Consider the following 23,983-nt stretch of genomic DNA (forward strand, 5'->3'; position numbering starts at 1 on the left):
GGCGGACCACGCGAAACGGCCCACCGTCTGCCTTGGTCGCGAACTTGAGGAAATCGGTTCGACCGTCTTGGCGGGAAAGCGGATTTTTCATATTGGCAGTGCTAGATAAGGAAGGCCTATAAGGCGGATACCCAGGGCGGCTACCGCCCGGACGGTCCCATAGCTCAACTGGATAGAGTAACGGATTTCTACTCCGTGGGTTGCAGGTTCGAATCCTGCTGGGATCGCCAACCGCCTATGCCGATGCAATAAGGGTTTCCTGCAGCTTCGGCTTCGTTCCAACAACCAATTCCGTGTTGGAAGGTGTAGCGAGTTTCTGGGATTTCGGAACGTTTGCTGGTCGCTGGCATTCGAGTTGTACGAGTTGGTCCGCGCAATGCCCTAGCGCCGACTGGTCAGCGCGAAGCGCCCGCTCAACACGCCCGCCGGAGGAATTTGCTCATGCGATTGATCGCGTCGATAGCGATACTGGCCGTATCAGCGCTCGCCGATCGCCAGGTTACGAGGACGAACGCACAAGGCTAGCCACTGCGGTTCAGGCTGAGGGATGTTCTGGCGGCAAGTTCGATCTGGACGAAGGCGATCAGCAGTTTGAGGTTGACGATGCCGTATGTGCGGATGGAAGGAAATATGACCTCAAATTTGATATGCAAATGCAGCTAAAGCGCAAAAATCTGGACTGAGCGGTCATGCGTGGCCGGGCTGCTTGTGCCACGGGTTGCGGGTTCGAATCCTGTTGGGATCACCAAATATAGGGCCAGCCACGGCGCGCTATTCGCAATTTCGACGTTATTCTCGACTCGACTTGGACGCGAGCTTACGATGCCGGCCGGGAATTGCTCCGTTGCCCTGACGAAGGATGCGGGTCGTCATGCCAAAGAAGGGAATCACCGGCCACGACGAGTGGGTCATGACGGAAGCGCTGGCGACGGCGCTAGTCGCGCTTGAGCAGCTTGAACCGACCCAGCAATCGCGGCAGCAGATCGACGATATCCGGAAATTGTTGGCCGCCAATTGCCAGCCCGGGACCCTCAACCTGCATCTGGCCCAGGCGAAATGCCGACTGAATCCCCTCACCGATCGCGCCGCCATCTATCGCGAATACGGATTTGAGGACTGGGAAGTCTGAAATGCGGGGGTACCCTCTGGAGCAGCCTCGCAGCGTCCCGGCAGCCCTACTATTCACCAGCCATAGGTGCCGAGCGCAAGCGGCCGCCTCGGTGGAGCTTTGGCCGTTCGGGTCGTTTCGGGCTTCAGGCAGCGCCGCGCCGCTTCGATCTCGGCATCACTGGCGCCCTTGCCTCGCGCCCACTGCTCGGCGGCGGATGCACTGTATTGCGCCACGTAGTAGCGCACTACAGGGCACGAAATTCGACGCAAGACCCCGGACTGTTCACCGGCAAATCCGGCGCTCGATGTCCCAAGACACAGCGCCAGCACGCACATCCAACGTGAGTACATCTGATTCCCCCTCTGTGTATTAGAGAGGTCACGGCTTTCGCCAACGCATCAAGTCTGATTGTGAGTTCCGCACACGGAACAGTCGAAGCTGTGTTGAAGCCGCAACTACGGCAAGGGCGGCGCCTGGTGGCGCGCGAGACGCGGCGACGTATCGACAATCAAAGCGAGTTGCGGAACGCTACGCCTACTAGAGGGCACATCCTGGTGGAACCGGCCGATGGCTATTCTCCCACCTGGAACGCGACTTTCCGCGATCATTAAAATTGATTGTTTACGAAAAAGGCCGAACCTGATTGCCGACCGAGCGCAATTCGGTAGCCTCTGCCCGCGAGGGCCTGGCGTAAACTATTGGTGGCTCCGATGGACATCGAACGCCGATCTGTTACGAGGACCACGATCTCAAAAAGCGCGTTGCTGTTCTTTGACGCGCAACGAGGTGTCCTCACCTGCCAGGTTCACGACGTCACGAATTCCGGGGCCGGAATTGAGCTCCATGACCTCAACTTGCTGCCGCTGAATTTTGAATTGACCTTCGACAATTTTCACACCGTTCGCGAATGCCGCGTGATCTGGCGCCAAGGCGATTTCGTCGGCGTTGCGTTTCTGAACTGATCGACGTGCAGCCAAGGTCAACCCGAAAATCGCTGCGCCAATTCGTGACGCCCCGCGCTTCGACTTCGCACCTGCAAGACACACGCCTGCAGGTACCAGGAACCTGAAAAAACGCGGCAAGCGCGCCCCTTGGGAATGGAACGAATAGCGAGGCTCCGAGTCGAATTCTGTGATTTTGTTGTCCATTTTCGGCCTCACCGAAAGGCTACCCAAGCCGGGTCTGCGGTCCCGGCGCATCCCGTTGGGGTCGATCGAAGGTCCTGTAGCGGGAGTTCAGCATGTCCTGGGATCGTCCGTTCGCTCAGCCTGTACCACTCCCGAAGGGGCCGCCCGCGCAAACGCTGCGAGACGCCGCCGACTACATCAGGAACCTGCCTCAGAAGGAACGTGATCGTCAGGAATGGCGGCTGGCTGTCCAGATGCTCATTGATGCCGCCGAAGATCGCGGCCCCATGCTGTTTGCGCGCATGGGAATTGTCAGAGCGCTCGAGGCGGACATCGAAGGCAGGCTCCATCCAGAGCAGCAGGATGCACGCCAAGGCAAGTTCCAAGGCAAGTTAAAGACAGACCGCGACGCCAGCATCTGAAGCCTGATCGTTCTCCAGGCATGGGCGGAAGCGTTCGCGAATACGAGGAGCTCGCGCGCATTAGCGCCGTGCAGCGGTTAAGCACGCCGCAAGCTTGGAGGGCAGCCGGACGGCTACCAGTCTGTTTATGCCACGTGCCTTATGCGGAAGTCGTCGATCCGCTTGCCGGACTTCAGTTTGGCAGCCAGCCAGCGAGGCGTCTTTCCTCGTCCCGCCCAAGTTTCGGACGGCCGATCTGGATTCCGGAATTTCGGAACCACGGTCGGATAAGGGCGCCGCCCTGATTTAGTACGCTCAGCTTCAGCAACACCCTTAAGCTGTTTCAAGCGATCTTCGAGTACCCGCTTCTCCGCGACGAGTATGGCTGCAAGCCTTGCAGCAATCTCTTCGTGGAGTGCCCACAACTCATCGGTGGACATCGATTTGAAGTCATTACGGTTCACGATCGTCCCCAATCATGATTCGATTTCACCTTCATCGTTATTAGCAAACGTGAGCAGAAAGAATAAGGCTGATTAAGTACGTCTTTAAGTGCCTCTTTCAGACCTAAAGTGCCTCTTTCACCTTAAAAGTTCCAATCGATGGAACTCTTTAGATTACAAAGTTCCAGTCGGTTGACTTCTTTGGATAATGCAACCATGACGCAATTCGTTTCAAGGGGGACACCCAAGTTTTCCTCTCACAACTGGTGATAGATTGATGATCCGAAGCTAACGATCTCTCGTTGACGGTTCCCTAATCGCAATCGCGTTCGATCGGCTTCTGCAAGGCAGCGGCGAAGCAGAGCGCGATTCAGATGCGCAACGACATCATCCGGGTTTCAACTCGGCGCACTATCGCCCTCCGCCTGAGTCGCGCGAGAACTTTCTGGCGGAACCTCCTGCGCGCATCGTAGCCAGAACCATCTCCGGGTGTCGCTGAATTAGTCCTCCTGCCGGGGCGCGGCAATCGCTAGGTCATCGTCCGGTGAAGCACTGGCTGGCCGCCATAATCCCTGCCGGCGAGAGCGGGCTTTGTCCCCGTCATCGACGTTGCCCATAATAGCCGAGCGCGCGTCTCCCCTGGGGTAAGTGAAGGGGCGGCGCCCGGCTATTCGGGCCGCGCGGCGGTGCGGCCTCAGCAGGAACTCATTTATGACTTAAAGAGAATTTAAAAAAGCGTTGAATCATAACGATTTTATAACCAGATCGAATTTCTGGCTTTGGCCATCCGGGCTTCCAGAGAACCGAAAGGCGCAACCGAAATCCCGCGGAGCAAGGAACTGAGCGCCCTCGACATGTTTTCCCTGTCACATGAATGGAAACGGCCGAGAGCAAGGATCCGTTGAGCCCGCCACCACCTGAACTCGATCGCGACGAGGTGCTGGTGTGCATGGCGCTGGCGTTCTGTCTGGCCGGCGCATCGACCAGTATCATCTACCGGCTGCTGGGTTAGGGCCGGACAAGCGGGAGCGGGTGCTCTCAGGCGCGCGCCGCCGAAGGCAACAGTGCGATGAGCAGGATCGGCCGCAAGATCGTCTACGCCATGCTCGCGATCGTCGTGCTGCTGATCATCTGGCCATTTCTCGGATCGATTTGACCGCCGGCACGCGCGCCAATGAGCGCGCACCGCGTTCCGCTCTTTCCGATGTAATCGTGCCGATGAAGCGGCTGAACGGGATAAGCGGCTCGGCCGCTGCGATCAGGAGTAGACGAGGCCCGGAGTGCCTAGGAGTCCGGGCCTCGTGGCCTCCAGTGGTAGCGCTCGTCGTGATGAACGAACACCCTGCCCCCCGCTGCAAGCGAAGGCGTTATAGATCGTCGTTACCTGCGCGGCCAATCCGTACGAGTACGGTGAGATGCGCGTGTGCATATTCCTTGCGTGTATCCCGCGCGCTAGAGCGCAAAACTCTGCCCGACTGTCATTGCAATGACCTGGTCAGGTAGCGGCGAACCGGATACCCCGCGTTCGCCAAACATGACGCGAGCAGCTATCCGGCGCGCCCTACCGCTTATCGAACGGAATATACTGGTGATACTCCTTCGGCACCGAGCCCCGGTAACGCGCGGGTACCGTGCCGCGGTCGATCGAACGGTCGATCTCCTGCTGCCGGGTCATCTTGACCGGTTTCTTTTTCTTCGGTGCTGCCTTCTCCTTCTCAGGAGCCGCAGCTTCCGGCGCGGCAGTGGACGACGTTGCCGGAGCGGTCCCGCCGTTCGGCTCGCCTTGCGCCAGCGCGACGCCGGCCAGCAGGAATACGACAGCCGCCGCCGACGCGGCCACCACAAGACGAGACAGTTTTTGCATGCGAAGCTCCAGTTCCGGCCAACTTTGTTTCGGCCAGATCCTATTATGTCCGCAGCCCTCCGCACACCGGGATTTTGGCGACGCGGACGGGCCTGGACTGGGAGTGCTTGACCCGGCTGCAGGTCGTGAAGACGAAGGCCAGCCGGCTGCACTGCCAGTCCGGACCAAGGGCTGCGCTCAGAACCGGCTCCGGCGTGGACAGCCCGAACGTGGCAAAACCGACGGCGCAGGCCAGCGCGACGACGGTGACGGCGAGAACGATTTTGCGGGTCCACCAATTATGTGGCATGGCGCGGTCGCTCCTGTTTTGGAAGCCCGGAGAATAGGAACGACCCGCCACGGCCCCTGTGAACAGGTTCACACTACACGGGTTTGTGCGCGAGCCCGATGGATGCAGAAATGGGTATAACTCACGTAAATCCGTTGCGTGGTCACAACCCCTGATCGACACTGCGCGTTCGGGTGAGCGCGTGTGCGGGGCGTGCGATGGATAAGCAGGAAACAGGCTACGACTACATCAGGTACAAGCAATTGCTGGCGGAAGCGATCGACGAGACCAAGCGGCTCGAGCTGATCGAGATCATGATCAGGGAGAAAGCCCGCGACAGGCTGGAGGCGCAGCGGACAGCGGATCGGGTGGCGATGACGGCCATGACGGTCGCGCGCGTTCTTGGTCCCCGCGGGCGTCGCGAGAACTAGCCTTTTCGCTGGAAAAACGCTCCGGAAGTGCGGTCACTTTTCTGAAGCGAGCATCACCAGCTGGCCGATCAGGGGAATCAGCGCACCGGCGAGAAGGCCATATTGCAGGATCGCCAGCGCCCGGCCGGGGGCTTCGGTTGCCGTTGCCATCTGCTAGAGCAGCCAGCCCGACGTAATCCCGCTCATCAGCATCAGTTTGGGCCATTTGCTGTTCACGCAAGCCTCCCCTGCTCTACCTGGCCCATTTCGACGCTGGCATTTTGCCCCGGGTTCACTTACCTAGGCCCCATTCCGCGCATGTGGCGCGTCCAACCCCAAGAGTGAAAGCGACAAGGCCCCCTTTATGAGTGGATTCAAGGAACCGAACTTCGCGGACCGCCAGAAGGCCGCGATGCAGGCGCGCCAGAACATCCTGAACAAGTTTCGCGCCAAGCCGGGACCCGACGATCCCGAGGTGAAGCGCCGTCAGGCCGAGCGCGAAGCCCAGGCCGCCGCCCGCGCCAAGGCAAGAGAGGCAAAGGAAGCCGAAAAGGCCGAGCAGAGGCGTCGCGAGGCCGAGGCCGCGGCCGCGGAAGCCGCCAGGATCGCGCGCGAGAAGGAAGAAGAGGCCGCCAGGCAGGCGGCGCTGGAGGCCGAGCAGAAGGCCAAGCGCGACGCGCGTTACGCCGCACGCAAGGGCAAAGGCAAGAAGAAGTAGAAAAACGGCTCCTGCGATCCTTCGCCGCCGAGGCATGCAGGCCCGCCCGCGCTCGCATCTAGTCATTCCGGGATGGTGCGTTAGCACCAGACCCGGAATCTCGAGATTCCGGGTTCGATGCTTCGCATCGCCCCGGAATGACGGCGCGTTTAATTCTTCTTCATTCCGTCCTTCTTCATTCCGTCCTTCATCATGCCATCGTGCTTCATGCCTTCCTTCTTCGCCATGCCGTCATCTTTCTTCATCGCGTCCTTGGACATGGACTCCTTCTTCATGCCGTCGTCCTTGCCCATCTTGTCCTGAGCGAAGGCGGCTGGCGCGAAGGCAAGGCCGAGCGAAACGAGTGCGGCAGAAAGGCCGAGGCCGATACGGGTCGTGGTGGTCATGGGATGGTCGTCCTTTGGGTTAGATTGTTTCTCGAAAGCGACGTCTGCCGCTTCCTCAGACGACGATGCCGCGACCGGTTTTGTTACTGGCCACGCCCCAAGGTTCAGCCGCTGTCACGGTTAGTTGAAGCGGGCTAAGTGATGGCAGGTAGCGCTCCGCGAGTGCCCAGGTCGGACGCATTATTGATGGAGTCGCCTGCGATCGGGGCTGTTCCGGGGTGTACGTCGCAGCCGTATCAGGCTTTGGTCTGGAGCTGGATCGCCGGCCCAAGACCAATTTGCAGGGGATAACCATGCTCACACGCCGCCATGTCATCGCATCCGCGATTGCTGCGCCCGCCATCCTTCGTTTCGGCACCGGTACTGCCCATGCCGCCACGACACTGAAGATCTCGCACCAGTTCCCGGACGGCACTATCGACAAAGGCGACTTCCGCGACCGGCTGTGCCGCACGTTCGCCGCCGAAGTCGCCAAGCGCTCTGGCGGCGAGATCGCGGCCGAAGTCCATCCGAACTCCTCGCTGGTCAAGACGATCGCGCAGTTCTCGGCAATGCGCAAAGGCGCGCTCGATATCAGCCTTTATCCGATGCCCTATGCCGGCGGCGAATTGCCGGAGACCAATATCGGCCTGATGCCCGGCCTGGTTGCGACCTACGACCAGGGCCTGCGCTGGAAGAAGGAACCGGTCGGCAAGGCGCTGACCGATTTCCTTGCCGACAAGGGCATCATCCTTTTGACATGGATCTGGCAGGCCGGCGGCGTTGCCAGCCGCTCCAAGCCGATCGTCGCCCCCGAAGACGCCAAGGGCCTGAAGGTGCGCGGCGGCTCGCGCGAAATGGACATGGTGCTGCAGACCGCGGGCGCCGCCGTGCTGTCGGTGCCATCGAACGAACTCTACGCCGCGATGCAGACCGGCGCCTGCGACGCCGGCATCACCTCCTCCACCAGCCTGATCTCGTTCCACCTCGACGAAGTCGCGAAGTCGCTGACCTCGGGTGCCGGCGCCTCCTACTGGTTCATGCTGGAGCCATTGATGATGTCGAAGGCGATCTTCGACAAATTGCCCAAGCACCAGCAGGACATCATCCTTTCGGTCGGCAGCGAACTGGAAGCGTTCGGCCGCAAGGGCGCGCAGGACGACGATATCGAAGTCGCCAAGGTCTATGAGAAGGCCGGCGCCCAGATCAGCAAGCTTGATGTGGCCACCGTCAGCAAGTGGCGGGATATTGCGCGCGACACGGCGTGGAAGGATTACAGCGCCAAGACGCCGATGTCGGCCAATCTGCTGAAGCTCGCCAGCGACGTCGCCGCATGAAGGTGAGGCTTCCGTAGGATGGGTAGAGCGAAGCGAAACCCATCGCATTGGTGGATTTCGCTTCCGCTCGACCCACCCTACAATTCATGCTTCAACGAAGCCCGATCGAGCCGCCGACGACGCGCAACAGATCTGCCCTCACCGCCTCGATGTGCTGCTCCAAAAAGTGGCAAGCCTTGTCGATCTCCTGCGCCCGGCACAGCTCGATCAGGTGGGCGTGCTCCTTTTCGGCCTTCCCCATCGCCTTGGTGTTGGAGAGTTGCAGACGCGTGTAGCGGTCGCTGGTCTGCAGCAACGCCACGACGATCGCCTTGGTGCGCGGCCGGCGCGCGTGTGCGTACAGCGCCATATGGAAGTCGGCATTGAGCTGCCCCCACTCGCTGATGTTGCGCGCCTTGATCGCCTTCTCGAAGCGCTTCTGGATGTGGTCCAGCCCGGCAAAGTCTTCTGCCACAAAATGCGGCGCGGACTGCGCCAGCAGCCGCGGCTCCATGATCCGGCGGAGATCGAACACATCATTGATTTCGTCCAGCGAAAGCTCCGAAACGATCGCGCCTTTCTGCGGCACGATGCGCACCAGCCCCTCGGCTTCGAGCTGAAACAGCGCTTCGCGGACTGGAATGCGACTCACGCCGTAGGCCTCGCCCAGAGCATCCTGCCGCAACTGAGAGCCGGCCGGATAAGTCCCGTCGAGAATGGACTGACGGAGCTGGTCGACGATCGCGGCCGACAATGTCCGGTGTTTCAGAGGACCTTTCATTTCATCTTCCGTCGTCATCGCCAGCCTTCCGATCCCGATCCGAAGCGGCCCACTTTTCGCATGTTGACGTAGTCCCGACGCAGCAAAAGCTGATGAAGGGTCCCCGCAATCTCTATTTGACAAAAATGTATAAATTATACAATTCTGATTGGCACGATAAATCTCATGGCAGCGGAGCTCTTTATGGTCGAGCAGACGATTGCGGACGCGCCAGCGTTCAGCGCCCGGCGGATCGTTGTCAGGGCTTCGAGTCGCCTGCTCGCTTTCGAGCGCATCGCCTTGATGTCCTTGATGTATCTGCTGACGGCGCTGATCCTGGTGAACGTCGTCACCCGCTACTCGCACTTCCCGATCTATTGGATCGATGAATCGGCCGTCTATTGCGTGGTCTGGCTGACTTTCATCGGCGCCTCCGCCATGACGCGGCTGCGGCTCGATTTTGCGGTCACGATGATGACGGAGCGGCTCTCGGCGCGACATCAGAAGATCGCGAAGGTGATCGCGACGGCCATGGTCGTCGTGTTCGGCATGGCCCTGATCATCACCTGCTTCCTCTGGATGGATCCGATTGGCCTCGCCCGCGCCGGCTTCGACGCGCGCAAGCTCGCCGCCGAAACATTCAACTTCCTCTACACCGAGCGCACCCAAACGCTGAACTGGCCGACCTGGGTCGTCTATCTGACGCTGCCGATCTTCGCGGTGTCGATGACCGTCCATGGCCTCGCAAACCTGCTTGAGGACCTCGAACTGGTCCCGCGGACGCCGCCGAAGGGCTTTCAGCTCTCCGAACTCGACGGGGTCAACTAGTGATCACCTCGGCAGCGTTCATCGCCGTCATGCTGGTCGGGGTGCCGATCGGCCTTTGTCTCTGCCTGGCAGGCTTCGTCTACATCATCGCGTCGGGCAATCCGATCCTGTTCCAGTCCTACCCGCTGCAACTCTTCGGCGGCGTCGACAGCTACGGCCTCATCGCTATCCCGCTCTTCATCCTGATCGGCGAGATCATGAATGGCGGTGGCATTACGCGGCGCATCGTCGACATGGCGATGGCCTTTGTCGGCTCGCTGAAGGGTGGGCTGGCCTACGTCAATATCCTCGCCAACATGTTCATCTCCTCCATCCTGGGCTCGGCGACCGCGCAGGTCGCGATCATGGCGCAGATCATGGTGCCGGAGATGGAGAAGAAGGGCTACGACAAGACCTTTGCCGCAGGCCTGACCGCGTATGGCGGCATGCTCGGGCCGATCATTCCGCCATCGGTGATGTTCGTCGTCTACAGCGTACTGGCGCAGGTATCAGTCAGCGACATGCTGATTGCCGGCATCGTGCCGGGCGTGATCCTGACCGCGATGTTCTGCATCGTCATCGCGCTGATGGGATACGTCTACAATTACCCCAAGGCCGACTATCAGACGCCGCGGCAGCGGGTGGCGACGATCCTGCGGACATCGCCAACTCTGCTGATCCCCATCGTGATCGTCGGCAGCATCCTCGGCGGGCTGGCCAACGCCACCGAGTCCGCGGCCGTCGGCGCGGTGGCGGCGGCCCTGGTCGGAAAATACTGGACCAAGGAGTTCGAGTTTTCGCAACTGCCGCAGATGATGCTGCGCGCCGGCATCTACGCGGCCATCGTGCTGTTCCTGGTTGCCGCCGCGGCCGTATTCTCCTGGGTGCTGATCTTCGGCAAGGTGCCGCAGGAAACCGCCCGCTGGATTCAGTCGGTCGCCAGGGATCCGGTCAGCTTCATGCTCATCTGCAACGCGATCCTGCTGGTGATCGGCACTGTCATCGACGGCATTCCCGGCCTGATCATGACGGTGCCGATCCTGCTGCCGGTCGCGACCGACATCTATCACATCGATCCGCGCCAGTTCGGCGTCGTCGTGGTGATCAACCTGGTGCTCGGATTGCTGTCACCTCCGGTTGGCCTCTGCTTCTTCGTTGCGGCAGCCGTCACCGGCGCCAAGCCCGGAAAGATGTTCATGGTGACGCTGCCGCTGTTCGGCATCTCCTGCATCCTTCTGGTGCTGCTCTCGCTCTACCCGTCGCTTTCCCTCGCCCTCATCAAGTAAACCCGCAAAAACGCTCAGGAGCCTTGCCATGCCTATTTCACGTCGCCGCTTCCTTGCCGCCAGCGCGGCCGTGCCGCTGTTCGCGCCGTCGTTGGCGCTGGCGCAAGCCAAGGAATTCCGCCTCGGCCTGATCACGCCCAACGGTCATTCCTGGAACAAGGCGGCGCTGAAGCTCGGCGAAGATCTCAAGGCCGCCACCAACAGCCGCCTGACCATGACGGTGTTTCATTCCGGCCAGCTCGGCAACGAGCCGGCGATGATGCAGCAATTGCAGTCCGGCGCGCTCGACATGGGCTTCATTCAGGCGGCCGAGCTCGGCTCGCGCGTGCCGCATATCGCAGCGATCAATGCGCCCTACATCGTCCGCTCGACACCGTCAGTCGCGAAGTTCGTGCGCCATCCCGCGGCAATCAAGCTGTTCGAGGTGCTGCCGCAGGAAACCGGCACGATTGGCCTTGGCTGGGGCATCACCGGCATGCGCGCCATTTTCTCGGCGAAGGATTTGACTGGCCTCACCGATATCAAGGGCATGAAGCTGCGCATCAACCCGACGCCGGTCTATCGCGACTTCTATTCGTCGCTGGGCGCGGCACCGACGCCCATCCCGACACCGCAGGTGTTCGACGCCATGGCGAACGGCCAGGTCGACGGCCTCGAGGCGGATCTGGAATTCTCCTGGAATCAGCGCTTCGACAAAGTTTCAAAAGTCATCCTGCAGATGAACGCCGTCTTCATGCCGATGGCAGCGGTCGTCTCGGGCCGCGTCTGGCAATCGTTGCCTGCGGCCGATCGCGAGCTGATAACCAAGACCGTCAAATCGACGCTCGATACGCAGATCGATGAATTGGCGGGCAATGAGCCCAAGCTGATCGAGAACTTCAAGAACGCGCCGATCCCGATCCGACAGGTCCCGGCCGGGGATACCGAAGCGGTCATTGCCGAATTCGACAAGGTCTGGCTGCCCAAGGCCCCGGTCCTTGCCGAGTTGCGCAAAGTCGGCGCGACGCTCTGATCCCATCCCATCGTTTTCAAGCCAAAGCCCGGCGGATTCATCAGTCCGCCGGAACAATTCCAATGGAGCTAAACAAATGAGCCCACGCATTTCCTGGGAAGGCGTCTTCCCGGCCGTCACCACGCAATTCAATGACGACCTGTCGCTCAATATCGATGCGACTGCGAAAGTCATGGACGGCCTGATCCGCGACGGCGTTTCCGGACTGATCGTTTGCGGTTCCGTCGGCGAGAACACTTCGCTGGAGCGCAAGGAGAAGGTCGCGATCATGGAAACCGCGAAATCCGTCGCGGCCGGCCGCGTGCCCGTGCTGTGCGGCATTGCAGAATTCACCACGGCGTTTGCGGTCGAAACCGCCAAAGAAGCAGCACGTGTTGGCATCGACGGCGTGATGGTGATGCCGGCGCTGGTCTATTCCTCCAAGCCGCATGAGACCGCCGCACATTTCCGCGCGGTCGCCACGGCGACCGACCTGCCTGTCATGCTCTACAACAACCCGCCGATCTACAAGAACGACGTGACGCCGGACATTCTCGCCACCCTCGCCGACGTCGAGACGGTCGTCTGCTTCAAGGATTCTTCCGGCGACACACGGCGCTTCATCGACACCCGCAACATGGTCGGCGACCGCTTTGTGCTGTTCGCCGGCCTTGACGACGTCATTGTCGAGAGCGTGGCGATGGGCGCGGTGGGTTGGGTGTCCGGCATGTCGAACGCCTTCCCGCGCGAAGGCGAGACGCTGTTCCGCCTCGCCAAGGCGGGACGCTATACCGAGGCCATGCCGCTCTACGAATGGTTCATGCCGCTATTGCACCTCGATGCCCGCCCCGACCTCGTCCAGTGCATCAAGCTCTGCGAGCACATCATGGGCCGCGGCACCGCGCTGACCCGCCCGCCGCGGCTTGCGCTGCTGCCGCACGAGAGGGCCGAGGTCGAGGCGATGATGGCGAAAGCACTGAAGAACCGGCCGGTGCTGCCGAATGTCGGCCTTAAGGCCGCGTAGGCGGCCTACTTGGCTGCCCGCGCCTTCGCGTTCAGCGCCGCCGCGACGCGGCTGACGGACGGGCGGCCGATCAGCCCACTGACGACATTGGTTGCCGCCACTAGCTTTGCCATGTCGACGCCGGTCGCGATGCCCATGCCTTCGAGCATATAGACCACGTCCTCGGTTGCGACGTTTCCCGTCGCGCCGGGGGCGTAGGGGCAGCCGCCGAGACCACCGGCGGCGGAATCGATCACGCGGCAGCCTTCTTCCATCCCGGCGTAGAGGTTGGCGAGCGCCTGGCCATAAGTATCGTGGAAATGCATCGCCAGATTGGCCATCGGCACATGGCCGGCGACCGCGCGCAATAGCTGCCGCGCCTTCAAGGGCGTGCCGACGCCGATGGTGTCGCCGAGCGAGATTTCGTAACAGCCGAGATCCCACAACACCTTTGCGACATCGACCACCGCCTGCGGCTTGATCTCGCCCTCATAGGGACAGCCGAGCACGGTGGAAATGTAGCCGCGCACCCGGACGCCGTCCGCCCTGGCGCGGGCGAGCACCGGCTTGAAGCGCTCGATCGAATCAGCAATCGAGCAGTTGATATTGGCGCGCGAAAAACTTTCCGACGCTGCAGCGAATACCGCGATAAGTTTGGCGCCGGCGGCCTGCGAAGCCTCGTAGCCCTTCTCGTTCGGCACCAGTACCGGAAGTTCGCAATTCGTATGATGGCTGACGCCGCGCAGCACCTCGGCCGATCCGACCATCTGCGGGATCGCCTTGGGCGATACGAACGCGCCGACCTCCACCGCCTTGAGCCCGGCGCCGATCAACGCCTCAATAAACGCGATCCGGTCGGCGACGCTGATCGGGATTTTCTCGTTCTGCAGCCCGTCGCGCGGGCCGACCTCGACAATGTGAACGCTGTCGCTCATCACGCCACCGCCGGTTCGATTTCGGCGAGCTCGACGCCTTCGCCGACGATATCGCCGACCTTGCACCTGATTTTCTTCAACACGCCCGCAAACGGCGCACGCAGGGTCTGCTCCATCTTCATGACTTCCAGCGTCAGGATCGCCGCGCCCTTCTCCAGCGTCGCGCCTTCCTCGGCCAGCAGCGCCACCACGGTCCCCGGCAGCGGCGCCACAATCTTGTCCTCGCCGACCAACTCCTCGGTCTCGCCGCCGAACGGATCGACCCAGTGCAGGTCGAAGCGACCGTTGCGGGTGCGCAGGTAAAGCTCATGGCCCTCGATGACAGCCACAACGCGCGACTTCATGCCCTCGATTGTCAGATCGAAGCTGCCTTCTTCCGCGGGCGACGTCGCGAAAACGAACTCGTGCTTGCCGATGGTCAGCTTCGACGGACCATTACCATAGTGCAGCGCCACCTTGTGTTCGGCGCCCTGCCCCTGACGGAACGAGAACACCCGCTTGCGCTGGCCGACTGGCATCCAGCCAAACGTCTGCCAGGGCGAATGTGCTTCCGTGCGCGCAGCGTTCTGCTCATCGACAATGATTGCCGCTGCCGCGGCACAAAGCTCGAGATCTCCTGCCGTCCCCGTCGAGTCCGTCAGCTTCTTCAACTCGCGCTCGATGAAGCCGGTGTCGATGGTATTGGCGCGCACCTGCGGGTGCGTCACCAGCGCCGACAGGAACGGGATGTTGGTGACGATGCCCCTGACATCAGTCTCTTCCAGCCCGCGGTTGAGCCGCTCGATGGCGGCCTGGCGGGTCGGCGCCCACGCAATCACTTTTGCCAGCATGGCGTCGTAATACGGCGACACCGCATCGCCATCGCGATAGCCGGCATCGATCCGCAGGCCGTCGACGGCGTCCGGCGTGCGCCAGGTCCTGATCCGGCCGACCGAAGGCATAAAGTTGTTCTGCGGATTTTCGGCATAAACCCGCGCCTCGATGGCGTGGCCGTTCAGCTTGATCTCGTCCTGCGCCAGCGGCAGCTTTTCGCCGAACGCGACCCGCAATTGCCATTCGACGAGATCGACGCCGGTGATCAGCTCGGTCACGGGATGCTCGACCTGCAGGCGGGTATTCATCTCGATGAAGAACACCTCCTTGCCGTCGGAGACAAACTCGATGGTGCCGGCGCCGACATAGTTCACCGCACCAGCCGCCTTGCGCGCCGCCTCACATACCGTCTCGCGTTGTGTGGCGTTGAGCGTCGGCGACGGAGCCTCCTCGATCACCTTCTGGTGCCGCCGCTGCAGCGTGCATTCGCGCTCCCAGAGCGAGAGCAGATTACCGTGGCTGTCGCCGATGATCTGCACCTCGATATGCCGGGGATTCTGGACGTATTTCTCGATCAGCATGCGGTCGTCGCCGAACGCCGCCTTGGCCTCCCGCTTGGCGCTGACGATCGCCGCCGCAAGCTCGGCGGCGGAATTCACCACGCGCATGCCGCGCCCGCCGCCGCCGGCGGAGGCCTTCACCAGCACCGGGAAGCCGATCGCATCAGTAGCCTTCGCCAGCGTCGCCTCGTCCTGGGCCTCGCCGTGATAGCCGGGCACCAGCGGCACGCCGGCCTTTTCCATCAGCGCCTTTGAGCCGGACTTCGAGCCCATCGCAGTCATCATCTCCGCGGTCGGGCCAACGAACACCAACCCGGCATTCAGACAGGCCTGCGCGAATTCGGCATTTTCAGACAGGAAACCGTAGCCGGGATGGACGGCCTCGGCGCCGGTCAGGCGCGCGGCGTCGATCACGCGTTCGATGCTGAGATAGCTGTCGCGCGCCCGCGCAGGTCCCAGCAGCACGGCCTCGTCGGCCATCGCGACATGCATGGCGTCGCGGTCGGCTTCGGAATAGACGGCAACGGTACGCAGCCCCATGGCGCGGGCGGAGCGGATCACGCGGCAGGCGATCTCGCCGCGGTTGGCGATCAGGAGCGTGCGAAAACGCCGGTAGAGTTTCGAGCGGTCCATCATCACATCCTGAACAGGCCGAATTTGGTGGGTTCGATCGGCGCATTCGCCGCCGCCGACAATCCAAGACCGAGCACCAGCCTAGTATCGGCGGGATCGATCACGCCGTCGTCCCACAGCCGCGCGGTAGCGTAATAGGGATTGCCCTGGCTCTCGTACTGCGCGCGGATCGGCGCGCGGAATTTTTCTTCCTCTTCCGCCGACCAGGTCTCGCCCTTGGCCTCGATATTGTCGCGGCGGACCTGGCTCAGCACCATCGAAGCCTGCTCGCCGCCCATCACCGAGATGCGGGCATTTGGCCACAGCCAGAGAAAGCGCGGACTATAGGAGCGCCCGCACATGCCATAATTGCCGGCTCCGTAGGAGCCGCCGATCACGACCGTGAATTTCGGCACGCCGGCGGTTGCGACCGCCGTCACCAGCTTGGCGCCGTCACGCGCGATGCCGCCGGCTTCGTATTTCTTGCCGACCATGAAGCCGGTGATGTTCTGCAGGAACACCAGCGGGATATTGCGCTGGCAGCACAGTTCGATGAAGTGCGCGCCCTTCAGCGAACTCTCGCTGAACAGGATGCCGTTGTTGGCGATGATGCCAACCGGATAGCCCCAGATATGAGCAAAGCCGCAGATCAGCGTCGTGCCGTAGAGCTTCTTGAATTCGTCGAATTCGGAGCCGTCGACGATCCGCGCGATGATGTCGTGGACGTCGAACGGCTTGCGGCCGTCGGCGGAGACCACGCCGTAGATTTCCTCCGCGGGGAACAGCGGCTCCCGCGGCTCGCGCATGTTCAGCGCAGCGCGAGTCGGCTGCTTCAGCGTGGCGACAATGCGCCGGGCGATCCCGATCGCATGGGCGTCGTTCTGCGCGTAGTGATCGGTGACGCCTGAGTGGCGGGAATGCACGTCGGCGCCGCCCAGCTCTTCCGCCGTCACCACCTCGCCGGTCGCGGCCTTCACCAGCGGCGGGCCGCCGAGGAATATCGTGCCCTGGTTGCGCACGATGATACTCTCGTCCGACATTGCAGGCACATAGGCGCCGCCGGCGGTGCAGGAGCCCATCACGATAGCGATCTGGGGAATGCCCTGCGAGGACATCTGCGCCTGGTTGTAGAAGATGCGGCCGAAATGCCGCTCGTCGGGAAAGATTTCCTCCTGCATCGGCAGGAAGGCACCGCCGGAATCGACCATGTAGACGCAGGGCAGATTGTTCTGCCGCGCGATATCCTGTGCGCGCAGATGCTTCTTCACGGTCATCGGGTAGTAGGTGCCGCCCTTGATGGTGGCGTCGTTGGCGACGATGATGCATTCGCGCCCCGAAATACGTCCCACCCCGGTAATGACGCTGGCGGAATGGACGTCACCGCCATAGAGGCCATTGGCGGCGAGCGGCGACAATTCGAGAAAGGCGGTGCCGGGATCGACCAGCAGGTCAACGCGCTCGCGCGCCAGCATCTTGCCGCGCGAGGTATGCCGTTTGCGCGACGTCTCACCGCCGCCGCCGGAGACCACCTTCAGCTTCTCGCGCAGTTCGGCCACCAGGCCGCGCATCACGTCCGCGTTGCGGGCAAATTCTGAGGATGTGGGATCAATCGTGGAGTGAAGCGGCATGGTCGGCGTTTTCTTTTGGCTGCTGGAGGGCCGTTGGGATGGCTTCAGGACGGTCGGGACAGCACGTTCGAAGAGAGTGCGACAGCCTGTATCATCTCTGCCTCAATGTGAAGCTTAAGCGGTCTTTTCGAACAGTTCCCGCCCGATCAGCATGCGGCGGATTTCGCTGGTGCCGGCGCCGATCTCGTAGAGCTTGGCGTCGCGCAGCAGCCGCCCGGTCGGGTAGTCGTTGATGTAGCCGTTGCCGCCGAGGAGCTGGATGGCGTCGAGCGCGCATTGCGTGGCCTTCTCCGCGGCATAGAGGATCGCGCCGGCGGCGTCCTCGCGCGTGGTCTCGCCGCGGTCGCAGGCCTTTGCCACCGCGTAGACATAGGCCCGCGAGGCGTTCATCGTGGTGTACATGTCGGCGATCTTGCCCTGCACCAATTGGAAGGTGCCGATCGGCTCGCCGAACTGCTTGCGCTCGTGCACATAAGGCAGCACCACGTCCATGCAGGCCTGCATGATGCCGATCGGGCCGGCCGCCAGCACCGCGCGCTCGTAATCGAGGCCGCTCATCAGCACGTTGACGCCGCGGCCGACCTCGCTGAGCACGTTCTCCTCGGGCACCTCGCAATCCTCAAACAGCAGCTCACAGGTGTCGGAGCCGCGCATGCCGAGCTTGTCCAGCTTCTGCGCGGTGGAAAATCCCTTCATGCCCTTTTCGATGATGAAGGCGGTCATGCCGCGCGGGCCGGCGTTGGGATCGGTCTTGGCGTAGACCACCAGCGTATCGGCGACGGGGCCGTTGGTGATCCACATCTTGTTGCCGTTCAGCACAAAACGGTCGCCCTTTTTGTCGGCGCGGGTCTTCATCGACACCACGTCAGAGCCGGCACCGGGCTCCGACATTGCCAGCGAGCCGACATGCTCGCCCGAGATCAGCTTTGGCAGGTATTTGCGCTTCTGCGCCTCGTTGCCGTTGCGGCGGATCTGGTTGACGCAGAGGTTGGAATGCGCGCCGTAGGACAGGCCGACCGCGGCCGACGCCCGCGATATTTCTTCCAGCGCGATACAGTGCTCGAGATAGCCGAGGCCGGCGCCGCCATATTCCTCCTCCACGGTGATGCCGTGCAGGCCGAGCGATCCGATTCTGGGCCAGAGGTCGCGGGGGAATTGATTGCTGCGGTCGATTTCGGCGGCGCGCGGCGCAATTTCGTCTCTCGAAAACGCATGCACCGTCTCGCGAATCGCGTCCGCGGTCTCGCCGAGATCGAAGTTTAGAAGCAGCGCCCTGTTCGAGGCCATCATTCCACCCTTGGTTCTTCGAATTAAACGATCATACGTTTTTTTACTATCCTCGCAAGCGGAACTGTACAGACCTCAAAAGAAGCATACAGGCCATTGAAATAACTATTATTTCATGTCATTATTATACGATCGCTTGCTCGTTTACCGGGGGATGCGAGCCGCCTTCACTCCCAGAGACTCCATGGCACGGACGATCGGTTCTCACGGCCCGAAAACAATGGAGGCGATCCGGAAAGCCGGGCTGCGCCTGATCTTCGAGCACGGCTACGCCGCCATGAGCCTGCGCCAGCTCGCGGCGGAGGTCGGCATCCAGTCGGGCTCGCTCTATAACCACATCAGCACCAAGCAGGAATTGCTGTTCGACCTGATACGGGACCACATCAACGAGTTGCTGCGCCAGCTCGATCGCGCCCTGCAGGGGAAGGAGCGACCGGCCGACAAGCTCCGCGCCTTCACAGCCTTCCACGTCAGCTACCACATGACCAGGAAGCGCGAGGTCTTCATCGCCAATTCCGAGCTGCGGAGCCTGGAGCCGAAGAACTACGAAGAGATCGTGGCGTTGCGCGGCGCCTATGAGCGGCGGCTAGCGGAAATCCTCAGCCAGGGCGTCGCCGAAGGCGAGTTCGAGGTGGTCGATGTCCAGGTCGCGACCTTTGCGATACTGGCGTTGTTGACCGGCCTCACCACCTGGTATCGGCCCGGCGGGCGGCTGACCAAGGAGGCGATCGTCGCCGCCCACGAGAAGCTGGTGCTGTCGAGCGTTGCGCCGGGCACAACGCCGAACCAGGCGCAGTCCAAACGTCCCCTCTCCCGGAGCGCCGCAACGAGCGCCGAGCCGGAGCGCCGATAAGGTGCCCAAGAGGAGCCTATGACGGAACGTCACCCCCTGGACGAAATCGACCTGAAGATACTGTCCGAGTTGCAGAAGGATGGACGCATCCGCAACAACGAACTGGCGGATAGGGTCGGCCTCTCGGAGCCTCCATGCCGGCGGCGCGTTCGCACCTTACGCGACCGCGGCTACGTCAGCGCCATCCGCGCCACGCTCGACGAGAAGCTGCTCGGTTACGAGGTCATTTCCTACGTGTTGATCCAGTTGCAAAGCCAGGCCCAGGCGACGTTGCAGGAATTCGAGAAATCGGTTGCGGCGATACCGCTCATTCAGCAGAGCTGGCGGATTTCCGGTGACGCCGACTATCTGCTCAAATGCGTCGCGCGAAACGTCGAGGGCATGCACCAGCAGCTTCTGCAGTTTTCAGCGATGCCCGAGGTCCGCAACATCAGGACCTTCCCGGTGCTTGGCGTCGCGAAGGATGCGCCGCTGCCGATACCTCACCATCCGGCAGCATCTGACCCCGCGCAGTAGGCCTCGCCCGCAACTCCCCGAGTCGGGCGGCCGGAACAACGCCGGTCCGGCTCTTAGTGAGTCCAGGGTTCGACGCGCTTGAAAGCGAAATTGTCGGCGTAAGCGGCCGGCCGGCGCAACGGATCCTTGGGCTCGATCACCTGGTAGGCAATACCCTTGCGCTCGCAATAGGCGATCGCGTCTTCCTTGGTGTCGAAGTGCAGGGTGAGCTGCTGCTTCATATCGCCGGAAGAGGTCCATCCCATCAGCGGCTCGACGGCCCGAGGCTGCTCGGGCTCGTAATCGAGCTGCCATTCCCGGGTCATGGCCCTGCCCGATTGCATCGCGTTTTTGGCAGGCTTAAAAATGCGTGCGGTCATGGATGGTTGGATCCTCAAGCGATATGCGACATGGTAGCGTTTGGTGGAAACGGCCGGGATAGTATAGAGACACCTCTCAGGAAATTTGATCGGTGATTCCAGAACCGGATGTACCATTTCCGTACTGGTATAGTCATTATGCCGTACTGTGACAATCTAGGGCTATCCGGCGCCCGGGACCCCGTCTTTTGGCGCGATCTTCCCGAACGCATCACCTCGAAGCGGCACCCATGAAAATCAACGCCACCCTGCCCGACAAAGGACGCGACCTCCGGCTCGACCTGTTTCGCGGGGTCGCAAACTGGGCGATCTACCTCGACCACATCCCCGACAACGTCGTGAACTGGATCACCACCCGCAATTACGGGTTTAGCGACGCCGCCGACCTCTTCGTTTTCATTTCCGGCTATACTGCTTCCTTCGTCTATGCCCGGATGATGCTGGAACGCGGCTTCATCGTCGGCGCTACGCGGCTGACCAAGCGGGTCTGGCAGCTCTATGTGGCCCACATCATCCTGTTCGTGATCTATATCGCCTCGATCAGCTATCTCGCCCTGCGCTTCGGCGATTCCCAACTGGTCAACGACTTCAATGTGGTCGGCCTGATCGATAACGCCACCGAAACCCTGCGGCAGGGACTGTTCCTGAAGTTCAAGCCGGTCAATCTCGACGTGCTGCCGCTCTACATCGTGCTGATGGGTCTGTTCCCGCCGGTTCTCTGGATCATGCTGCGCCAGCCAAACTGGACCATGCTGGCCGCGATCGCGCTGTGGCTGGTGTCGCGGCAGACCGGCTGGAACCTGCCCGCTTACCCGGTCGGAACCTGGTACTTCAATCCGTTCGCCTGGCAGGTCCTGTTCGTATTCGGCGCATGGTGCGCGCTCGGCGGCGCCCGCAAAAACCTTGCGATCATCAACGCGCCGATCACGCTGTATCTGTGCATCGGCTATCTGATCTTCTCTCTCATCATGACGATGGCGGGCCGCTTTCCGACTTTCGGCGAAATGTTCCCGCAGTGGCTCTATTCGATGTTCAACCCGAACGACAAAACCAACCTCGCGCCCTACCGCTTCCTGCACTTTGTGGCGATCGTGATCCTCGTTATCCGCTTCGTGCCGAAGGAATGGCCCGGACTGGAATGGAGGATTTTCGATCCGCTGATCGTCTGCGGCCAGCAATCACTCGCGGTTTTCTGCGTCGGCGTGTTCCTGTCCTTTGTCGGGCATTTCCAACTATCGATGAGCTCAGGCTCGCTGCTCGTGCAGATCCTCGTTAGCGTGACCGGCATCGCGATCATGACAGTCGTCGCCTACTACATTTCCTGGTCAAAGCGGCAGGACAAGCCGCTGAAACCGGCGGCGCCGAAGGCCGCCTGAACGGCTCTCGGCCGGTCTCCGGCAGGCGGGTTCAGGCCGGCTGGGCGGTCGACGCCACCAGTGTCCGCACGTCGGTGTAGATATTGACCAGCGGCGCCACCACCTTGTGCATCGCGTTCTTCGACACGATCGTGTCGTGGATCACCAGATGATCGACGCCCGTAGTCAGAAAGCAGTTCACGGCATCCTGCGGCGCTTCCACGATGGGCTCGCCCTTGATGTTGAATGAGGTGTTGATCAGCACGGGAACGCCGGTCAGCGCCTCGAACTCCTTCAGCAAGCGATAGAGCATTGGATTGGTTTCTTCGCGCACGGTCTGCACGCGCGCGGTGCCGTCGACATGCACGATCGCCGGAATCTTGCCCCGCCATTCGGGGCGAACCGGCTTGGCGATCAGCATGAAGGGCGAATCCTCTTCGCCTTCAAAAATTTCCTTCATGCGCTCGGCCAGCACGATCGGCGCGAACGGCCGGAACGCCTGGCGGTGCTTGACGCGGCTGTTGAGGATATCCTTCATCTCGGGCTTGCGCGGGTCGGCCAGCAGGCTGCGGTTGCCGAGCGCGCGAGGTCCAAACTCCGAGCGGTCCTGAAACCAGCCGATGACCTTTTGATCAGCAAGCAGCTTTGCCGTGTCGCGGCAGACATTCTCGCTCTTGACGGCATCGACCTGGATACGGACGAGGAATTTCTGCAGTTGGGCGGCGGCCTCCTGATCGCTGTAGGCCCTGCCGACATAGGAATGATCCATGACGAAGCCACGCCGCTGCTTCAGGATTTCGAGCCAGCCATAATAGGCGCAACCGATCGCGATGCCGTCATCGCCGGCCGCCGGCTGAATCCAGACGTTCTCGAATCCGGCTTCGCGGGCCACCCGGCCGTTCGCCACGCAATTCAGTACGACGCCGCCGGCCATACAGAGGTTCTTCGCGCCAGTGGCTTCGCGCAGCCACCGGGCGCGGGCAAGCAGCACGTTTTCGGTGTCATCTTGCGTGCGCCAGGCGAGATCTTCCCAGTGCCGCATCGCGGGGTTCTTTTCCCAGTTGCTGCCGGCGTCGAACACATAAGGTTGCTTGAAGTCGGTAGCGTTCCAGTGCGGCACGTGCAGCTTGCCGTCGTTCAGTTCGAGCAGATGCTTGAACTGGTCACGGCGGCCATAGGGCGCCAGCCCCATCAGCTCGCCGCATTTATTCCAGTCGCCGAAAATGTAGGTCGAGGCGCGGCTGTAGAGCGCACCGAGACCGGGCATGTTGTAGAATTCATCGCTGAGGAAGCCGCGGTCGGGCTCCATCCAGACCTTTTTGAGGCACTCCAGCGTCGTGCCGCTGAACTTGTAGTAGCTCTCGGACTCACGTGCCAGCGGCGTCGCTGTATCGCTGGCGGGAAAGGCTTCCATGACGTCGGAGCGGTAGCTGCCGACGCCATCGACGATCATCACGACGCCATCCTCGAACGGCGACACCGCGAACGCGCTGTAGGCGTGCGCAAGATGGTGGGAGATCGTGACTACCTTTTCCTGACGCGACAGATACAGCGGGTGCTTGGCGGCGTCGCCGCGTTCGAAATCCGGCAGAAAACCCGGCGCGTCGAAATAGACCAGCCGCTCCTCCATTTCCGGGACCGGCAGGATGTAGCAATTGCGCACCACAAGATCGACGTCGTCGAGCGTTATGCCTTCGGCTTCGAGGCAATAATCGATCACTTCCTTGTAGAATCCCGATGCGTGCTTGGCCCGAGTGATCCGCTCCTTGGCGATCGCAAATGCGATGGCACCGTCGCGCAACAGGCAGGCGCTCACATCGTGGTCATAGGTGTTCAGGCCAAGGACATAAGTGTGTTTTTTGGGCATGGTTACTCGTCAGGAGAGGATCGTCTAGCGCTGAAAAATGGAGATCATGTCGATATCAAGTTGCCGGCGTGGCCTCGTTGAATTTTTCCAGCTCGAAGTTCTGCAGTGCACAACCCTAGTGTTCATCCAGCATTCAGAAAGATGAACAGCTCGATGCAAGAACCATCGATAGACCGGCTGTAAACTTGACCTTACCTACCCTTCTTAATAAAGTCCCGAAAGCTCGAAAGAACCTTGTAAAATATTGTCTTAACGCATCTGAACTGAAACCATTCTCGCGCGTCTAAGTGAGATGGTGCCGAAGTCCAGGTGTTCGGAAGTGACCGGG

Annotated in this window: 26 protein-coding genes and 1 tRNA gene; 14 read left to right on the forward strand and 13 right to left on the reverse strand. The window is 61.4% G+C overall.

All coding sequences use genetic code 11. The features are described from left to right. Nucleotides 1-153: 153 nt before the first annotated feature. The 3 genes from GWE18_RS16900 to GWE18_RS16910 all read left to right on the forward strand — a co-directional run bounded on the left by GWE18_RS16900 (nt 154) and on the right by GWE18_RS16910 (nt 1,129). Nucleotides 154-230: transfer RNA gene (locus GWE18_RS16900), tRNA-Arg, on the forward strand. Then, entirely contained in the window at nt 201-683 is a 483-nt protein-coding gene (locus GWE18_RS16905) for a hypothetical protein (protein WP_275186833.1), read from the forward strand. The genes GWE18_RS16900 and GWE18_RS16905 overlap by 30 nt, the downstream gene beginning before the upstream one ends. A 188-nt stretch (nt 684-871) precedes the next feature. Continuing rightward, entirely contained in the window at nt 872-1,129 is a 258-nt protein-coding gene (locus tag GWE18_RS16910; RefSeq protein WP_057850778.1) for a hypothetical protein, read from the forward strand. 53 nt (nt 1,130-1,182) lie between these two features. On the opposite strand, the gene GWE18_RS16915 is transcribed toward GWE18_RS16910, so the two are convergent. Continuing rightward, the gene (locus tag GWE18_RS16915; protein ID WP_275186834.1) at nt 1,183-1,461 is read right to left on the reverse strand and encodes a hypothetical protein; all 279 of its coding nucleotides are present in this window, start codon (nt 1,459-1,461) and stop codon (nt 1,183-1,185) included. A gap of 399 nt (nt 1,462-1,860) precedes the next feature. After that, nucleotides 1,861-2,259, reverse strand: coding sequence for a hypothetical protein (locus GWE18_RS16920; protein ID WP_275186835.1), 399 nt, complete (start codon nt 2,257-2,259; stop codon nt 1,861-1,863). Nucleotides 2,260-2,351: 92 nt separating this feature from the next. Here GWE18_RS16920 and GWE18_RS16925 point away from each other — a divergent pair, with 92 nt between their 5' ends. Further along, nucleotides 2,352-2,660, forward strand: a complete 309-nt coding sequence (locus GWE18_RS16925; RefSeq protein WP_275186836.1) for a hypothetical protein — start codon at nt 2,352-2,354, stop codon at nt 2,658-2,660. Nucleotides 2,661-2,785: 125 nt separating this feature from the next. On the opposite strand, the gene GWE18_RS16930 is transcribed toward GWE18_RS16925, so the two are convergent. From GWE18_RS16930 to GWE18_RS16940, 3 genes are all read right to left on the reverse strand, one after another. After that, the gene (locus GWE18_RS16930; protein ID WP_275186837.1) at nt 2,786-3,103 is read right to left on the reverse strand and encodes an H-NS histone family protein; all 318 of its coding nucleotides are present in this window, start codon (nt 3,101-3,103) and stop codon (nt 2,786-2,788) included. A 1,540-nt stretch (nt 3,104-4,643) separates the two neighbouring features. Further along, nucleotides 4,644-4,946 (reverse strand): hypothetical protein, encoded by a 303-nt coding sequence (locus GWE18_RS16935; RefSeq protein ID WP_275186838.1) that lies wholly within the window; start codon nt 4,944-4,946, stop codon nt 4,644-4,646. Nucleotides 4,947-4,989: 43 nt separating this feature from the next. Continuing rightward, on the reverse strand, nt 4,990-5,235 hold the full coding sequence (locus GWE18_RS16940; protein WP_156438386.1) for a hypothetical protein: 246 nt from the start codon (nt 5,233-5,235) through the stop codon (nt 4,990-4,992). A gap of 197 nt (nt 5,236-5,432) precedes the next feature. Here GWE18_RS16940 and GWE18_RS16945 point away from each other — a divergent pair, with 197 nt between their 5' ends. Both GWE18_RS16945 and GWE18_RS16950 read left to right on the forward strand, forming a co-directional pair. After that, complete coding sequence (locus tag GWE18_RS16945; protein ID WP_275186839.1) at nt 5,433-5,645, forward strand: hypothetical protein; 213 nt, start codon at nt 5,433-5,435, stop codon at nt 5,643-5,645. Between the two features lie 343 nt (nt 5,646-5,988). Further along, entirely contained in the window at nt 5,989-6,342 is a 354-nt protein-coding gene (locus GWE18_RS16950) for a DUF6481 family protein (protein WP_275186840.1), read from the forward strand. 149 nt (nt 6,343-6,491) lie between these two features. On the opposite strand, the gene GWE18_RS16955 is transcribed toward GWE18_RS16950, so the two are convergent. Further along, a complete protein-coding gene (locus tag GWE18_RS16955) occupies nt 6,492-6,728 on the reverse strand; it encodes a pentapeptide MXKDX repeat protein (protein ID WP_275186841.1) in 237 nt (78 codons plus the stop codon). Nucleotides 6,729-7,021: 293 nt separating this feature from the next. Here GWE18_RS16955 and dctP point away from each other — a divergent pair, with 293 nt between their 5' ends. Then, nucleotides 7,022-8,044: a TRAP transporter substrate-binding protein DctP gene (gene dctP / locus GWE18_RS16960; RefSeq protein WP_275186842.1), complete on the forward strand. Its 1,023-nt coding sequence runs from the start codon at nt 7,022-7,024 to the stop codon at nt 8,042-8,044. 91 nt (nt 8,045-8,135) lie between these two features. On the opposite strand, the gene GWE18_RS16965 is transcribed toward dctP, so the two are convergent. Further along, nucleotides 8,136-8,804 (reverse strand): GntR family transcriptional regulator, encoded by a 669-nt coding sequence (locus tag GWE18_RS16965; protein ID WP_275186843.1) that lies wholly within the window; start codon nt 8,802-8,804, stop codon nt 8,136-8,138. A 183-nt stretch (nt 8,805-8,987) separates the two neighbouring features. Here GWE18_RS16965 and GWE18_RS16970 point away from each other — a divergent pair, with 183 nt between their 5' ends. The 4 genes from GWE18_RS16970 (at nt 8,988) to GWE18_RS16985 (ending at nt 12,891) form a co-directional block, all read left to right on the forward strand. After that, nucleotides 8,988-9,611, forward strand: coding sequence for a TRAP transporter small permease (locus GWE18_RS16970; RefSeq protein ID WP_275187003.1), 624 nt, complete (start codon nt 8,988-8,990; stop codon nt 9,609-9,611). Then, nucleotides 9,611-10,876, forward strand: a complete 1,266-nt coding sequence (locus GWE18_RS16975) for a TRAP transporter large permease (RefSeq protein ID WP_275186844.1) — start codon at nt 9,611-9,613, stop codon at nt 10,874-10,876. The genes GWE18_RS16970 and GWE18_RS16975 overlap by 1 nt, the downstream gene beginning before the upstream one ends. 28 nt (nt 10,877-10,904) lie before the next feature. Beyond that, the gene (locus GWE18_RS16980) at nt 10,905-11,888 is read left to right on the forward strand and encodes a TRAP transporter substrate-binding protein (RefSeq protein ID WP_275186845.1); all 984 of its coding nucleotides are present in this window, start codon (nt 10,905-10,907) and stop codon (nt 11,886-11,888) included. A 76-nt stretch (nt 11,889-11,964) separates the two neighbouring features. Then, on the forward strand, nt 11,965-12,891 hold the full coding sequence (locus GWE18_RS16985; RefSeq protein WP_275186846.1) for a dihydrodipicolinate synthase family protein: 927 nt from the start codon (nt 11,965-11,967) through the stop codon (nt 12,889-12,891). Between the two features lie 5 nt (nt 12,892-12,896). On the opposite strand, the gene GWE18_RS16990 is transcribed toward GWE18_RS16985, so the two are convergent. From GWE18_RS16990 to GWE18_RS17005, 4 genes are all read right to left on the reverse strand, one after another. Continuing rightward, the gene (locus GWE18_RS16990; protein ID WP_275186847.1) at nt 12,897-13,805 is read right to left on the reverse strand and encodes a hydroxymethylglutaryl-CoA lyase; all 909 of its coding nucleotides are present in this window, start codon (nt 13,803-13,805) and stop codon (nt 12,897-12,899) included. Further along, entirely contained in the window at nt 13,805-15,811 is a 2,007-nt protein-coding gene (locus GWE18_RS16995; protein ID WP_275186848.1) for an acetyl/propionyl/methylcrotonyl-CoA carboxylase subunit alpha, read from the reverse strand. Before GWE18_RS16995 ends, GWE18_RS16990 begins: the two co-directional genes overlap by 1 nt. Before the next feature lie 2 nt (nt 15,812-15,813). Next, a complete protein-coding gene (locus GWE18_RS17000) occupies nt 15,814-17,418 on the reverse strand; it encodes a carboxyl transferase domain-containing protein (protein ID WP_275186849.1) in 1,605 nt (534 codons plus the stop codon). A gap of 114 nt (nt 17,419-17,532) precedes the next feature. Further along, nucleotides 17,533-18,705: an isovaleryl-CoA dehydrogenase gene (locus GWE18_RS17005; protein ID WP_275186850.1), complete on the reverse strand. Its 1,173-nt coding sequence runs from the start codon at nt 18,703-18,705 to the stop codon at nt 17,533-17,535. A gap of 184 nt (nt 18,706-18,889) precedes the next feature. On the opposite strand from GWE18_RS17005, the gene GWE18_RS17010 reads away from it, so the two are divergent. Together GWE18_RS17010 and GWE18_RS17015 are read left to right on the forward strand one after the other, a co-directional pair. Further along, a complete protein-coding gene (locus GWE18_RS17010; RefSeq protein WP_275186851.1) occupies nt 18,890-19,558 on the forward strand; it encodes a TetR/AcrR family transcriptional regulator in 669 nt (222 codons plus the stop codon). 18 nt (nt 19,559-19,576) lie between these two features. After that, the gene (locus GWE18_RS17015) at nt 19,577-20,074 is read left to right on the forward strand and encodes an Lrp/AsnC family transcriptional regulator (RefSeq protein WP_275186852.1); all 498 of its coding nucleotides are present in this window, start codon (nt 19,577-19,579) and stop codon (nt 20,072-20,074) included. Nucleotides 20,075-20,127: 53 nt separating this feature from the next. On the opposite strand, the gene GWE18_RS17020 is transcribed toward GWE18_RS17015, so the two are convergent. Next, entirely contained in the window at nt 20,128-20,433 is a 306-nt protein-coding gene (locus tag GWE18_RS17020; protein ID WP_275186853.1) for an ETC complex I subunit, read from the reverse strand. Between the two features lie 230 nt (nt 20,434-20,663). On the opposite strand from GWE18_RS17020, the gene GWE18_RS17025 reads away from it, so the two are divergent. Continuing rightward, nucleotides 20,664-21,809, forward strand: coding sequence for an OpgC domain-containing protein (locus GWE18_RS17025; RefSeq protein ID WP_275186854.1), 1,146 nt, complete (start codon nt 20,664-20,666; stop codon nt 21,807-21,809). Nucleotides 21,810-21,840: 31 nt separating this feature from the next. On the opposite strand, the gene GWE18_RS17030 is transcribed toward GWE18_RS17025, so the two are convergent. Then, nucleotides 21,841-23,655 carry a carbamoyltransferase C-terminal domain-containing protein gene (locus GWE18_RS17030; RefSeq protein ID WP_275186855.1) on the reverse strand — a complete coding sequence of 605 codons (1,815 nt, stop codon included), beginning with the start codon at nt 23,653-23,655 and terminating at the stop codon, nt 21,841-21,843. Between the last annotated feature and the right edge of the window lie 328 nt (nt 23,656-23,983).

The sequence above is a fragment of the Bradyrhizobium sp. CSA112 genome (genome assembly GCF_029051645.1).
Taxonomy (GTDB): domain Bacteria; phylum Pseudomonadota; class Alphaproteobacteria; order Rhizobiales; family Xanthobacteraceae; genus Bradyrhizobium.